Here is a 13086-nt window from a genome sequence, read left to right on the forward strand (position 1 = left end):
AACCTCTCAGCAAATGGCATCAGAACGAATACAGAACGGCCAACGTTGCGCCAGTATCATTGCGTCGCTCCACAACCTGACTGTCCGCTACCTTGTCGGTGAGCCAGGTTGACGTCACCGCCACGTTAGTTGACCACGCGGGGCTAAATTGATGCGTCCAGTTCGCCCCCAGCGCATAGCCATAGACGCCTTTGTCGGCATGATAGGCGGCCAGCCCAGAGCGACGACTCTGCTGCGGCGTCACGCCGTAGTAGGTTTGATTAAAACGGGCATCCCCCATCAGTACGTCTGCTGACAGCGCCAGCACATCGTCTTTTGCCGCTGACTGCCATACCGTGCTCTTTGCCCCAACGCGGTACTGATTTCCCCTTTTTGTCTCACTCAGCGCAAATTCGCCGCTCGCTTCCAATGCCAGCCAAGGGGCAAACTGATACCCCGCCGTTACGGTGGTAATCACCGAACCCTTGATTTTCCCCATGCCTTTCAGCCGGTTCGAACCCGCTCGCCAATTGCTATTTTTGTCATCCCTTCCCATGTCGTAACCAATCGCGTGATCGAGATAAAACCCGGAAGGAGACGGGTATTGCCAGCCAATACCGTGCGAGGAATCGAAATAGAGTGGACCACGCTGAACCGTCAGCACAGGCAGTGCCATGGTTTGACGATTTTTACTCCCCCTGTAACGCGGTGCATTCTGGGCTGCAGCGCCAACGGTAACATCCGTGTGATCACCCAAGAGCGAGGACAATGATGCCTCCGACTCCGCGGCGAATGCAGTGCCAGATAGCACGATAGCGGACAGACTGGTGGATAAAATCATTGTTGTTATGTTCATACATCCCCCCCTTTAACGCGGTAATCTTGCACCGTGGTGTTTCCCCGGCGGTGCAATGTAATTGGTGTTGGCTTTTCAGCCCCGAGGCGGATTATGCTGGCGCTTGGTCAAGAAACGCTGTGTGGTTTTTTAAGATTTCATCAAGAGGTTGTGATGGCAGAAAAACGGGTGTTGGTTATTGAAGACGATATGGATGCCGCCAGCGTGCTTGAGGCTTATCTGCGACGCGATGGCTATCAGGTGTCTATCGCGTCTGATGGGCAAAAGGGTCTGCACATGGCGCTGACCAATAAACCCGATTTGATTTTGCTGGACGTGATGCTGCCGAAAATGAATGGTTCAGAGGTGCTGTCCGCCCTGCGGCAGCGCAGTAATATTCCGGTGATTATGGTCACCGCCATCGGCGATGAACCAGAACGAATCGGCGCGCTGCGTTACGGCGCGGATGATTATGTCGTCAAGCCCTACAACCCACAGGAAGTCGTGGCGCGGGTGCAGGCCGTACTACGACGAACCGGCTACGCCATCCGGGAAGATGCCATCCTGACATTCGAAAATCTCTCGGTTGACCCAACTTCCGTGACGGCCAGCATTGCGGTATCGCCATCAGAATCCGTCGTTCTCGATCTCACGCCCACCGAATTCAATATTTTGGTGACGCTGCTCAAAGCGCCAAATCGCGCCTTCACTCGCAGTGAACTGCTGGAAGCCAGCCTGCCAGAAAGCGATGCGCTGGAACGCGTGGTGGATACCCACGTCCACAACCTCAGGAAGAAACTCAACCAGTACGATATCATCAACGTGCTCGTCACCGTCCGTTCTGTCGGTTATCGCTTCCGGTGAACCTGATGAAAAAGTCGATCTTTCTGTCAGAAAACATGTCGCTGTGGCGCTGGCTGTGCTTTCGTATTATTTCTCTGCTCCTCGCCACCCTACTCATCATCGCCACCCTCATGTGGCTACGCTTCGCCATTAACAATATCTACGTCGAACAGCACATGCCGGACGAGGTGCGAGCTGAGTTTCAGCAGTTAAGCAAACAGGAAGATTACGGCAATCCTCGCTACCAACAGATTATCAATCAGTATTACGGCCCGGATTTCTTTGTGCCGAATATTGCCAGCACCGACTGGCTGGTGCTGGCGATCATGGTCTTGATCGCCTTACCGACCGTGGTTGTCATCGTGCTGTGGCGGGCGCGGCCGCTGTCACAGCAATTTTCTAATATCGCCAGCGCCGCCCGCGATGTCGCGCAGGGAAAATTTGATGCTCGCACGCAGCTTGTCGAGCAGGCACCGATGGAACTGATTACGCTGGCGGACGATTTTAACAATATGACCGCACAGTTGGAGCGCTATGAACGGGAACTGCGCGAATCCAGCGCGGCGTTAGCCCACGAACTGCGTACGCCGCTAAATGCAGCAATGGGGCGCGTTCAGGGCATGCTTGATGACGTCTTCCCGCGTGATACATCACAGCTGACAATGGTCATCAAACAGCTCGAACAGCTTAATCACGTGATTCAGGATCTGCACTTCCTTTCACTCGCCAGAGCCGGACAGTTGCAACTGGTCAAAACGCCGCTGTATTTCGACGAGATCGTCACTGAGCGGCTTACCTGGTATCGGCCTCAGCTAGCGCAGGCTGAGTTTCAGACTCATGTGCATATCGAACAACATGACTTTTGTATTGCCGACCGCGAACGATTGGGGCAGGTATTCTCCATTCTGATCGAAAACGCCTTAAGTTACGCCAGCGATGGCCGCTATCTGGCGATTGAGGTACGTGAAATTGCCGCTCGTGAAATGGCGGTGCGCGAAAACGTGCCATGCTGGCAAATTACGGTTTCTGACCACGGACCGGGGATTGAGGCAGAATCGCTTCCCCTGCTTTTCGACCGCTTCTGGCGCGCCGAGCATTCACGTGGGAGACATTCCGGCGGCAGCGGGCTTGGGCTATCTATCGCCTCAGCGATTATCACCGCACATGGCGGCGCTATTTATGCAGAGCTCAACAATGGCGGTGGACTTACCATCGTGATGACGCTGCCACACTGCGCCTGACGTAGCAACATGCCGCTGTTCAATAACTAATAATGAAAAAGCATAGCGAAATTATTGCTATGCCTTTTCGCGGGCAAAAACATGGGGAAATAATGTAATACTTATCGGTTAAATGATGAGACAAGCGCAACCACCCCAGACGCCACGCCCTACGGCGAGGTTCACCGTCGTCCAACACAGTTTTTCTCCTAACCAATACTTATATTTATCTGGAATGAGATAAGGCGAAAAAGAATAATTTCGCTATAAGTATTTCGCTACTCTGCATGAGCGAAATATATCGCCTCGATTAAAACTCACTCATCAGGGTAATAATAATGAAACGTTCTCTTCACCAGGTATTCATGGCGATGACGCTAGTTAGCGCCGCCTTCTTCAGTCAGGCTGCGGAAACACAGCCCTCAACGTGGCAACACATCAAACAGACCGGTGAATTACGCATCGGCGTAGCACAGGGCGAACCGTGGTATTTTAAAAATCCCTCGACCGGAGAATGGGACGGCATCGGCTATAACATCGGCAAAGAGTTAGCCAGCGATCTTGGCGTGAAGCTAGTGACGGTCGAAACCACCTGGGGTAACGCGATTGCTGCCTTACAAACGGGTCAGATCGATACCATGCTGGTACTCGATCCGACGGAAGAGCGGAAAAAAGCAGTCGATTTTCCTGAGCAGCCTTTCTTTTGGTATGCGCAGGGCGTGTTGATTCGCGACGGTATTGCCGTCACCAACTGGGATGATCTCAATCGTGAAGATGTTAAGATTGGCGTCACGCTAGGCTCCAGCCCGGATCTGATTCTGACCAAGCGTCTGCCAAAAGCACAGTTGGTGCGCTTCCCGAATATGGATGAAGGCGTAGCCGCATTCTATGCTGGTCGTGTCGATGCCCTGTCCTATTTCCACCCTGCTCTGGCGCTGCAACAGGCTAAGGTCGGCAAAGGTAATTTGATTCTGCCGAAGCCGATTATCGAGGTCAGCACCAGCGGAGCCATCCGTAAAGAAACCGACCAGACCTTCCATAACTTCCTGAATGACGAGTTTGCCAAGCTGTATAAATCTGGCAAGACGCAGCACTACTATGAACAAGCCCTCAAACTGCGCGGCGTGGACGTCAGCAAAGTGCCATCGGTGATTAAAGAAGACTGGAAATAATTGGCATCGGATAACAGAACGGTCCTGAACGGATTCAGGACACCCCCATTAGCGGGGTCAGCAGCGCGGCGACATCCTGACATTGTTCAAGTTTGGATAACGCCGCCGTTGCCTCCGCAACATTTGTTAGGGCAAGTCGGGATGATAGATTCTCCGCAAATTTCGCCATAATGCGGCTTTCCGCTAACGGATGTTCCGCGCAGCCCAGCGGAAACGCAATGCGTTCCCCCACCACAACGTGACCCCGCGTGACAACATCAACCTGCAACACCGGGCGACGTTCCTGCGCCATAAGCCGGTCAAGCTCGGGAGACACCTCAACCTGAACCTTATCGGCCAGCGCCTGAAGCACCGGGTTGGCTAAGGTCTCATTGGCACTCCAGCGATGGCGCGGAATACGGTAGGACAGACAGGCCAGCGCAAACGGCAGGCTGAACTGCGCATCCGTTTCATTTTGCGGTCGCCTATCCATAAAATCAGCGGCCAGCCTTTGGCTGCCTTTGACCCGAATAACGTCGATATCCTGCGGTGCCAGCGCCCGTTCGTGCTGTACACGTTCGAAGGATTCCAGTGCGGTATGTATCCAGCGACAGGTCGGATACGCTTTGAAACTGGCGTGCTGAAGCGCCCACTGCTCGCCCAGTCCAGTCAGTAATAGCGACTCATCAAAACGATCTGACCCCATCATGCGCCAGAACCCCTGCTCACCGGACAGCACATCCCTTGGACCGATAATCCCGCCACGATGCAGCTCGACGGCACGGACGCCCGCCTCCGCGGCTGGCGCGTTGTAATCCTTAAAGGAAACCAGCGGTCGCTGCTGCCAGTTGTATTTGTGCAAGCTGGGCAACGGCGTCAGCGATGCCGCCAGACCGATGGCGTTCTCTAGTCCTTCAGCATCACACCCCGTGAGCAATCCGTAGACCACTGCCGCTCCGATGGATTCATGCTGGCACACGCCGTAAACCTGCTGAAAACGCGCCTGACTCGGTTGCTGAGACTGAATGATCCGGCCATTAATTTCATACGCCGCAGCCAGCGCACAGATCAGCGTTTCGCCATCGATCGGGCGCGTTCCTAATGCTGCCAGCGTAGCGGCAACCAGCGAGGCACCGGGGTGCCCCATGCCGCGTCCGGCAACTTCATAGCCATCATCGTAATCCAGCGCATTGATCGCCGTCGCATTCAAAAACGCGGCACCAATAGCCGCCAGCGGCGCGCCACCGTCCAAGATTGGGCTGTTGCCTGCGGCATAGTGCAAGCGGGTGACACGCGCACAGTCCCGCACCACCTGACTGTTTGCGCCTGCCATGCCGCAGCCCAGGCTGTCGATAAAATGCAGCACGATCTTTCTTCTTAATACGGCGGGGATGTCCTGAATCGTCAATCGATGGGCAAACGTCGCCAAACGCAACGTCAGAGATGATACGGCAGAGTGAGTCATCGAAAAATCGTCATTTGTTATACATAAAAGGAATATTAGCACCACGTTTTATTATTTATTTATCATTTTTTCGACCTGCTAAGATGCATAGGTTCTAACAAAATAAGAAACCTATTTCCTAATTACGTTGTTTCCAGGGGCTCTGCATCAATGTCGTATCAGTGGGATTTTTCTGCCATCTGGCCTTACCACCAACTGCTGTTGGAGGGGCTATGGGGAACGATAAAGATTGGTGCCACCAGTATCCTGATCGGGATGTTGGCAGGCATGGTACTTGCCGCGATGAAAATGTCGCCTCGATGGTTATTACGTCTTCCTGCCGTGATGCTGATTGGCTTCTATCGTAATACGCCAGCGATTGTGCATTTTTTCTGGATTTACTATGCCCTGCCCGTTATTACGCCCTTAACATTTTCGCCTTTCACCGCCGCCGTGATCGCGCTGTCAGCACAGTCCGGTGCCTTTTATGCCGAAGTTTACCGTGGCGCTATCTCCTCTATTCACGCAGGGCAGTGGGAAGGGGCAAAAGCACTGGGCATGCCAAAATCCACCGCGCTACGACGCGTCATTCTCCCGCAGGCATTGCGCAGGATGATCCCACCTTTTATTGAGCGTTCGTTCGAACTCATCAAATCCACATCATTGGCGTCATCACTGGCCTATAGCGAACTGCTTTATCAGGCGATGCAGCTCAACAGCCAAACCTATCGACCGCTGGAGGTCTACAGCCTGGTGGCCGTGATGTACTTCACCCTGCTGCTGCTGATTAGCCTGTTCAGTCAACATATTGAGAAACGGCTGTCGCTGGCAGACCGTCGGCTCGCGTAAGGAGCATCATGCACTATCAATGGGATTTCTCACTGGTTTGGGACAACATGCCCGTGTTGCTGAAAGGCCTTGGCGTCACGCTCGAACTGTGGCTGCTGGCTGGTGTGCTGGGAACCGCATTGGGGCTGGTTCTCGGTCTGTTTCGCGTATTTGGCAAACGCTGGCTGTCGCTGCCTGCCAGATGCTTTGTCGAAATCTTCCGTAATACGCCCGTTCTGATCCAACTGATCTGGTTCTATTACGCCTTTCCGGTTCTGGTTGGTTTGCAATTCAGTACGTTTGGCGCCGCCGCACTGGCACTGACGCTGTATAGCGCGGCGTACTGTACGGAGATTTTCCGTGCCGGACTGCAATCCATCGACCATGGACAGTGGGAAGGCGCGAAAGCGTTGGGGATGCGGCACACCGTGGTCTTGCGGCGGGTGGTTCTGCCTCAGGTACTGCGCAACATGCTGCCGGCCTTAACCAACCGGATGATCGAACTGGCCAAAGTGACCTCACTGGCCTCGATACTGGCCGTCAACGAACTGATGTACCAAGGACGGTTGCTGAGCAGTACCTATTATCGTCCACTGGAAATTCTAACGGTGGTGGCGCTGCTCTATTTCGTTTTGATCTGGCCGGGGAGTTACCTTGCCGCACGACTTGAACGTCGTTTCCGTTCAACCCCTTAGCCTGACGGTGAAACAGATTTTTTATGAGTGAAGATATTACCTTGAATGAAGATATCGCTCTGCGTATCCGCGGACTCCAGAAGCACTTCGGTGCCGTTGAGGTACTGAAAGGTATCGATTTGGATGTACGACGCGGCGAAAAAATTGCCATTATCGGCGGCAGCGGTTCGGGAAAAAGCACCCTGTTACGCTGCCTAAACTTCATGGAGATACCCAGCGCGGGCACCATCGAACTGGATGGCGTCGTGCTGGGAAAAACCCATGCACAAGGTCAACGCGACTACCCGGAAAAGCAGCTTTGCGCCGTGCGGGAACGCGTAGGAATGGTGTTTCAGCAGTTCAACCTGTTTCCCCATATGACAGTGCTGGAAAACGTGCGTGAAGCGCTGGTGTCGGTGAAGAAAATGCCGCGACATGAAGCAGATATCATTGCCAAAGCCCAGTTGGAAAAGGTCGGACTCGGCAACAAGCAAGAGGCTCGCCCTGCCAACCTGTCCGGTGGGCAGCAACAGCGCGTAGCGATTGCCCGTGCGCTGGCGATGTCGCCGGAGATCATGCTGTTCGATGAGCCGACATCGTCACTGGACCCGGAACTGGTGGGCGAAGTGCTACACACCATCCACGCGTTGGCGGAGGAAGGTCGCACCCTTCTGTTGGTCACCCATGAACTGGGGTTTGCCTATCACTTCGCCGACCGCGTCGTGTTTATCGAAAATGGCGTGATCCATGAAATGGGCAGCGCCGAGCAGGTACTCAAAAATCCACAGCAGCCGCGAACCCAGGCTTTTCTTGCCCGCTTTGCCGAGCGAGCTTTTTAACTCATCATTCCACCTTCAGGAACAGCACGATGCAACCCACATTATCTACCCAGAGCAGTCAGGCCTATTTGCAAGATCCGCGTAACAGCGACGTACAGGTGTATGTGAATGGGGAATTTGTTCATCGTGATAACGCGGTGGTGTCGATCTTTGATTCCGGCTATGTATGCGGCGACGGTGTATGGGAAGGCTTGCGCTTGGTTAATGGCCGCTTGATTGCGTTGGATGCCCATCTGGATCGCCTGTTCGAGGGCGCGGCTGCGATCCAACTGGATATCGGCCATAGCCGGGAAGCGCTGACCGATATTCTCTATAAAACATTGGCAGTCAATGGGATGACCGATGGCGCACATCTTCGCCTGATGATTACCCGAGGGAAAAAGCATACCCCGAATCAAGATCCCCGTTTTATTATCGGCGGAGCAACCATTGTGTGCGTGGCAGAGTACAAGGTCGTCGATACGGCGGCGAAAAAGCGCGGGCTGACGTTATTTACTTCTACCTACCGCACCAGTACACCGGACGTCTTCGATCTGCGACTCAATTCGCACAGCCGTCTTAACCTTATTCAGGCTCTGCTACAGGCGTTGCAGGCAGGAGCCGATGAAGCACTGATGCTGGACCCACACGGTTTTGTCGCCAGTTGCAACTCAACCAACTTTTTTATCGTCCGTCGCGGTGAGCTGTGGACGTCATCGGGGCGTTACTGCTTTAACGGTATTACCCGCCAGACCCTTATCAATCTTGCTCACGCCAACAGACTCACGGTCAAGACTCAGGATTTTACGCTGGCAGAAGCGCTCACCGCTGATGAAGCCTTTGTCACTGGCACGCTGGCGGGCATCACCCCGGTAAAAGCGCTGGATGGCCGCCCGTTTAGCGCCGAACATCGACCAGTAACTGAACAGCTCAGCCGCTGGTATGAGGCGTATCTGCACGCGCAGTAAAATAGAATTTCAATGCAATATTTATGGCATATCGTCAACCGGGTAGTTTATAACTGTAGCGTGTGAAATTAGCCTTCATGAGAGTTATGAGCGACAAAAGTAGAGCTTTTCGCCTTCTTCACGAATCCCGGAATACCTTTGTCATTCCTAATCCATGGGACATTGGCACGGCCAGTCTGTTAAAAAACCGGTCAATGTTGTAATGGGGTTGCCCGGAAATGTTTACAGCGTTGAAGATCTTTCACAGGCCGGAGTCCGGCGTATAAGCGTGGGAGCATCCATGGCCCGATTCGCCTATGGCGCGTTCGTTGAGGCTGCACGAGAGATCAGCCGTGATGGCACATTTTCTTATGCAAAACACGCCATTAGTTTTTCAGAGCTTGAGGATTTTTTCGAATAACTACGCAATGATTGTATTATTTGCTAAAACCGACAATCTAGCGTGATCGGGTTCTGGCAAGCGCTCACGTCCGTGCGGACAGTGGCTATTCCTTATGGCAGTGCGCAATGGGTTGATCCTGACCCCGCGAGATATAAGATGGAAAATCAGTGATTTCAATATCTGTAAAAGGAGTGAAACGCTCTTCCCTGCTAGTTAGATTCTGGAATTCTGCCAGAATCGTTTTTTCCGCTTCTGGACCGGCCTCAGGAAGAGAGACCGCCATACTGTCTGGATCGATACGGGTATACTGCCCCGTTTTTTCAATACGTTCTGTTGTCCTGTACGTGAGGGTCAGTCCATTCCCAATCTTTCCTTTTATGAGCCATGTTACAACGGCATCATAATCCGTCAGATTATCTCTGCGAGCGGCTACGGTTCCTTTAACCATAAGGGTGGTGGGCAGAACCTTCTTTCCATCACCCGGAAGATCAGAAAGGCAGACTACCACGCTGCCAGGTGGATAAGCATCGGTAAGGCGCTGCATCTCCTGCCAGGTTGCGGCATGAGTGGCAGGAAGCATACCGATAAAGAGTACAGTGATACTGGCACCAAGAGTAAACCTCATCCATTTGTTCATCATTATTTTCCTGTGATGCAGTGACGTTCTAAAAAGATCTTCTCAACACTGCCCTATCTGAGTCCCCTGAGTCTATACTCGTATGCCTAGAAAGATATTTTCAGACATTATCTTAGATGAGCGTAGCGAATAACATTCGCTACGTTTTCAGACATTGAGTGAATTAATACATCTGGAGGCATAGCTGGCGGCTGAGTGCCTTAAAATCGGGCATGGCATCAATGCCATGCCCAAAATAACATCAACAATGCGATTCAGCTTAAGCCTATCGGCGGTGTAGCCAGCAAACGCCACCTTCATCGTTAGCCGTAAAATTAATAACGCTCCAGCCAGTGAGCGTACGGCGTTGGCAGCGTCCACGATGCACGTTCAATGCCCAGTTCGCGTGCGGCCTGATAGCTCCAGTGCGGGTTCGCCAAATGCGCTTTTCCTACCATCACCAGATCCAACTGACCCGATGCCACAGCGTGTTCAGCCAGTTCCGGCGTCCCGAAGCCCCAAGCAGAGGACACAGGAAGATTGGCCTGCTCACGTACCTGTTGAGCAATCGGTCCCATAAAGGCCGGAGCCCACGGGATAGTCGCTTCCGGCGTAGAGAAACCGATGCTGACGCTCAGCATATCCAATCCTGCGGCTTTGAAACGGCGCGTCAGTTCGATGGATTCTTGCAGCGTTTCTTCATCTCGGCCATCAAATTCAATCACGCCGAAACGGGCGGTCAGCGGCAGATGCTGTGGCCACACGTCGCGAACGGCAGCCAGCGTTTCCAGTAGGAAACGGCTACGGTTGTCAAAACTGCCGCCGTACCGATCGTTGCGTTTGTTAGAGTGAACGGAGAAGAAGCTCTGCGCCAGATAGCCGTGTGCAAAGTGCAGCTCCAGCCATTCAAACCCGGCTTCCAGCGCACGGCGAGCGGCAGCGACAAAGTCATCACGAACGCGGGCGATATCTTCCAGCGTCATTTCCTGCGGCTGCTTGGGCAAATTCGCACCGAAAGGCACTGCGGAAGGGGCAATCGTCTGCCAACCGCGCGAGTCACCCACGGGGATATGGTCATCGCCTTCCCAGGGTACGTTGGCACTGGCTTTACGTCCGGCGTGCGCAATCTGAATACCCGGTACAGAGCCTGCATCTTTAATGGATTTGGCAACCTTGGCAAACGCTTGTGCCTGCTCATCATTCCAAATTCCGGTGCAGCGCGGAGAAATACGGCCTTCGGGGGCAACGGCCGTCGCTTCCACAATAACCAACCCTGCCCCACCACGCGCCAGCGATGCATAATGCACCTGATGCCATTCATTGATCAGGCCATTGTTCGCGGAATAGGTACACATTGGTGGAACGGCAATGCGGTTGCGTAGCGTGATGTCTTTCAGTTTGAAGGGTTGAAACAGTGCGGACATAACATTTCCTACCTTGTCTGGTTACTTCGATATTTCGATATTAATCGAACAATGGATTTTAGACAACCCTATCGCTATAATTCCCCCATGAGACCTTTTAAGCACCCCTCTCCTGAAGAATTTACTCTTGAGCGCGTCCTGTATGCCTTGAGCGATCCGTTACGTTTGGCCATTGTGCGCTGTTTATCCGTACAAGAGGAGGCGACGTGTAGCGAGCTCGACGGCGGTCGCCCGAAATCCAGCGTGTCACACCATTTTCGCGTGTTACGCGATTCAGGCCTGCTGCATACCAGCAACAGCGGCACCACACACATCAACCGGCTGCGCCGCAGCGAAATGCAACAGCGCTTCCCCGGCCTGCTCGACGCCATTCTGTCCCAACCTACAGAGTAAATGCTTCGCGCCAATGGCGATCTTTCCAATGCGGTGTCCCTGGCACGGTGACACCGATGGTTTCGCCCTTCAGTAATCGTGTCTTATCCGCCGCCAGCACAGAAGAAAAGTTAAATCGAAATAACAAAAATGATAATGGCTAGTAATTAAATAGAAACAGCTTTGTTTAATAGATGTAATTATTTTTACCCATTGAATTTTAAGGAATAAGTTATAAAAAAAGCATCTTGCTTTTTATCCCTATAAAAGGAATGGTTAAGATCCATCTATCTCTAAGGGAAAGGCAGACATGACAACACTCGCGATTTACCACCGTCCGCACATTACACAGCCTGCTCAGCAGCTCACCGCGTTTAATGACATTGCCGCACTGCTTGCCAGCGCCGGAATTCAATTAGAACACTGGCAGACCGAAGCGCCTCCGCTCGGTGCCAGCAGCGAAACCATTTTGACGCAGTATCATGCCGATATTGAGCGGCTTAAGCAGCAAGAAGGCTACACCTCCGCCGACGTGATCAGCCTGACGCCAGACCATACAGAAAGAAAGGCGCTGCGAGAAAAGTTCCTTCAGGAACATACCCATAGCGAAGATGAAGTGCGCTTTTTTGTACGTGGCAGCGGCGCGTTCTTCGTACCGATTGGCGAGCAGGTTTTCCAACTGACCTGTGAAGCGGGCGATCTCTTACGCGTCCCCGCTAACACGCCGCACTGGTTTGACTGTGGTGAATTTCCTGATTTTGTCGCGATCCGTATTTTCACCAATCCAGAAGGCTGGGTTGGGCACTTTACCGGACGGGAGACGTTTCACTAATCAGCGGAAACCCCTTCCGCCATCAGGTTGCCTCGTGGCTCAGAGTAGGGAAAACCAGGATGCGCCATCGTAGAATGGCCTCCGGCTAGCGAACTGAAGCCACAGCATGCCCCAGCGTATGCATCAGACGGTTTGCCCAACCAAAAATAGCGGCAGAATGGATTAAGTCGATAATATCTGCCCGGCTAAATCCACGCTCACGCAACGCCTCAACATGCCGCGCCTCCAGTGCAATGGGGGTTTGCGATAACGCACGACAAAAATCCACCAGCGCCTGCGTCTGATCATCGAAAATAGCATCGACACCCTGCGTATAAACCGTGCTCACCACGTCATTACGACCAGAGAGCGCTTCATAACGACGAGCGTGCACCGAACCACAATACGCGCAACCATTGACCGCCGAGGCAACCAGCGCCCCCAATTCCCGTTCGGCACGCCCTAATCCTCCTTCACTGTACATAATGGTATTGAACAGCGTTGTACGGGCAACATAAGAGTCTGGATCGTGTACCAGCGTCCTCACATACGGTGAAACTTTGGTCTGGGACGGTGTAACCTGCATTGCCGCCAGCTGTTTTGGTGACGCCTCCGCGAGCGCAACGGGCTCAAGATAAGGCAACCACATTAACGGTCTGATGTTAATTTTAACGCTGGTGCGGCTCATACTAACGCTTCCAATTGTGCCAGCCCGCTAATG

At 53.1% G+C, this 13086-nt stretch carries 15 protein-coding genes; 10 read left to right on the top strand and 5 right to left on the bottom strand.

The window, feature by feature from the left end; translation table 11 throughout:
* Nucleotides 1–19: 19 nt before the first annotated feature.
* The gene (locus EDI29_RS21300) at nt 20–835 is read right to left on the bottom strand and encodes a MipA/OmpV family protein (protein ID WP_137742472.1); all 816 of its coding nucleotides are present in this window, start codon (nt 833–835) and stop codon (nt 20–22) included.
* A 153-nt stretch (nt 836–988) separates the two neighbouring features.
* On the opposite strand from EDI29_RS21300, the gene EDI29_RS21305 reads away from it, so the two are divergent.
* The 3 genes from EDI29_RS21305 (at nt 989) to EDI29_RS21315 (ending at nt 4049) form a co-directional block, all read left to right on the top strand.
* The gene (locus EDI29_RS21305) at nt 989–1678 is read left to right on the top strand and encodes a response regulator transcription factor (protein ID WP_137742473.1); all 690 of its coding nucleotides are present in this window, start codon (nt 989–991) and stop codon (nt 1676–1678) included.
* 5 nt (nt 1679–1683) lie between these two features.
* On the top strand, nt 1684–2898 hold the full coding sequence (locus EDI29_RS21310) for a sensor histidine kinase (RefSeq protein WP_137742474.1): 1215 nt from the start codon (nt 1684–1686) through the stop codon (nt 2896–2898).
* Between the two features lie 317 nt (nt 2899–3215).
* Entirely contained in the window at nt 3216–4049 is an 834-nt protein-coding gene (locus tag EDI29_RS21315; protein ID WP_137742475.1) for a transporter substrate-binding domain-containing protein, read from the top strand.
* A 34-nt stretch (nt 4050–4083) separates the two neighbouring features.
* Here EDI29_RS21315 and EDI29_RS21320 read toward each other — a convergent pair whose 3' ends face one another.
* Nucleotides 4084–5493, bottom strand: coding sequence for an MmgE/PrpD family protein (locus tag EDI29_RS21320; protein WP_137742476.1), 1410 nt, complete (start codon nt 5491–5493; stop codon nt 4084–4086).
* A 150-nt stretch (nt 5494–5643) separates the two neighbouring features.
* On the opposite strand from EDI29_RS21320, the gene EDI29_RS21325 reads away from it, so the two are divergent.
* From EDI29_RS21325 to EDI29_RS23140, 5 genes are all read left to right on the top strand, one after another.
* Entirely contained in the window at nt 5644–6321 is a 678-nt protein-coding gene (locus tag EDI29_RS21325; protein ID WP_137742477.1) for an amino acid ABC transporter permease, read from the top strand.
* Between the two features lie 8 nt (nt 6322–6329).
* Entirely contained in the window at nt 6330–6995 is a 666-nt protein-coding gene (locus EDI29_RS21330; protein ID WP_137742478.1) for an amino acid ABC transporter permease, read from the top strand.
* Between the two features lie 23 nt (nt 6996–7018).
* Nucleotides 7019–7813 carry an amino acid ABC transporter ATP-binding protein gene (locus EDI29_RS21335; RefSeq protein WP_137742479.1) on the top strand — a complete coding sequence of 265 codons (795 nt, stop codon included), beginning with the start codon at nt 7019–7021 and terminating at the stop codon, nt 7811–7813.
* Nucleotides 7814–7842: 29 nt separating this feature from the next.
* Nucleotides 7843–8760, top strand: coding sequence for an aminotransferase class IV (locus tag EDI29_RS21340; protein ID WP_137742480.1), 918 nt, complete (start codon nt 7843–7845; stop codon nt 8758–8760).
* A gap of 154 nt (nt 8761–8914) precedes the next feature.
* Complete coding sequence (locus EDI29_RS23140; protein ID WP_277751458.1) at nt 8915–9160, top strand: isocitrate lyase/phosphoenolpyruvate mutase family protein; 246 nt, start codon at nt 8915–8917, stop codon at nt 9158–9160.
* Between the two features lie 85 nt (nt 9161–9245).
* On the opposite strand, the gene EDI29_RS21350 is transcribed toward EDI29_RS23140, so the two are convergent.
* Nucleotides 9246–9782, bottom strand: a complete 537-nt coding sequence (locus tag EDI29_RS21350; RefSeq protein ID WP_137742481.1) for a hypothetical protein — start codon at nt 9780–9782, stop codon at nt 9246–9248.
* A gap of 311 nt (nt 9783–10093) precedes the next feature.
* On the bottom strand, nt 10094–11182 hold the full coding sequence (locus EDI29_RS21355; RefSeq protein ID WP_137742482.1) for an NADH:flavin oxidoreductase/NADH oxidase: 1089 nt from the start codon (nt 11180–11182) through the stop codon (nt 10094–10096).
* A gap of 87 nt (nt 11183–11269) precedes the next feature.
* Between EDI29_RS21355 and EDI29_RS21360 the strand changes: the two genes are divergently transcribed.
* On the top strand, nt 11270–11575 hold the full coding sequence (locus EDI29_RS21360; protein ID WP_167494545.1) for an ArsR/SmtB family transcription factor: 306 nt from the start codon (nt 11270–11272) through the stop codon (nt 11573–11575).
* A 289-nt stretch (nt 11576–11864) separates the two neighbouring features.
* The gene (locus EDI29_RS21365; RefSeq protein ID WP_137742484.1) at nt 11865–12386 is read left to right on the top strand and encodes a 1,2-dihydroxy-3-keto-5-methylthiopentene dioxygenase; all 522 of its coding nucleotides are present in this window, start codon (nt 11865–11867) and stop codon (nt 12384–12386) included.
* An 85-nt stretch (nt 12387–12471) separates the two neighbouring features.
* Here EDI29_RS21365 and EDI29_RS21370 read toward each other — a convergent pair whose 3' ends face one another.
* Nucleotides 12472–13053, bottom strand: coding sequence for a peroxidase-related enzyme (locus tag EDI29_RS21370; RefSeq protein WP_137742485.1), 582 nt, complete (start codon nt 13051–13053; stop codon nt 12472–12474).
* Nucleotides 13054–13086 lie beyond the last annotated feature (33 nt).

Origin of the sequence: Pectobacterium polonicum (assembly GCF_005497185.1) — a bacterium.
GTDB classification, from domain to species: Bacteria; Pseudomonadota; Gammaproteobacteria; order Enterobacterales; family Enterobacteriaceae; genus Pectobacterium; species Pectobacterium polonicum.

Excerpts from the sequence above, each read along its gene's own strand:
- EDI29_RS21300 (WP_137742472.1), bottom strand. The coding sequence starts at position 835 with ATGAACATAACAACAATGATTTTATCCACCAGTCTGTCCGCTATCGTG.
- EDI29_RS21305 (WP_137742473.1), top strand. The coding sequence starts at position 989 with ATGGCAGAAAAACGGGTGTTGGTTATTGAAGACGATATGGATGCCGCC.
- EDI29_RS21310 (WP_137742474.1), top strand. The coding sequence starts at position 1,684 with ATGAAAAAGTCGATCTTTCTGTCAGAAAACATGTCGCTGTGGCGCTGG.
- EDI29_RS21315 (WP_137742475.1), top strand. The coding sequence starts at position 3,216 with ATGAAACGTTCTCTTCACCAGGTATTCATGGCGATGACGCTAGTTAGC.
- EDI29_RS21320 (WP_137742476.1), bottom strand. The coding sequence starts at position 5,493 with ATGACTCACTCTGCCGTATCATCTCTGACGTTGCGTTTGGCGACGTTT.
- EDI29_RS21325 (WP_137742477.1), top strand. The coding sequence starts at position 5,644 with ATGTCGTATCAGTGGGATTTTTCTGCCATCTGGCCTTACCACCAACTG.
- EDI29_RS21330 (WP_137742478.1), top strand. The coding sequence starts at position 6,330 with ATGCACTATCAATGGGATTTCTCACTGGTTTGGGACAACATGCCCGTG.
- EDI29_RS21335 (WP_137742479.1), top strand. The coding sequence starts at position 7,019 with ATGAGTGAAGATATTACCTTGAATGAAGATATCGCTCTGCGTATCCGC.
- EDI29_RS21340 (WP_137742480.1), top strand. The coding sequence starts at position 7,843 with ATGCAACCCACATTATCTACCCAGAGCAGTCAGGCCTATTTGCAAGAT.
- EDI29_RS23140 (WP_277751458.1), top strand. The coding sequence starts at position 8,915 with ATGGGACATTGGCACGGCCAGTCTGTTAAAAAACCGGTCAATGTTGTA.
- EDI29_RS21350 (WP_137742481.1), bottom strand. The coding sequence starts at position 9,782 with ATGATGAACAAATGGATGAGGTTTACTCTTGGTGCCAGTATCACTGTA.
- EDI29_RS21355 (WP_137742482.1), bottom strand. The coding sequence starts at position 11,182 with ATGTCCGCACTGTTTCAACCCTTCAAACTGAAAGACATCACGCTACGC.
- EDI29_RS21360 (WP_167494545.1), top strand. The coding sequence starts at position 11,270 with ATGAGACCTTTTAAGCACCCCTCTCCTGAAGAATTTACTCTTGAGCGC.
- EDI29_RS21365 (WP_137742484.1), top strand. The coding sequence starts at position 11,865 with ATGACAACACTCGCGATTTACCACCGTCCGCACATTACACAGCCTGCT.
- EDI29_RS21370 (WP_137742485.1), bottom strand. The coding sequence starts at position 13,053 with ATGAGCCGCACCAGCGTTAAAATTAACATCAGACCGTTAATGTGGTTG.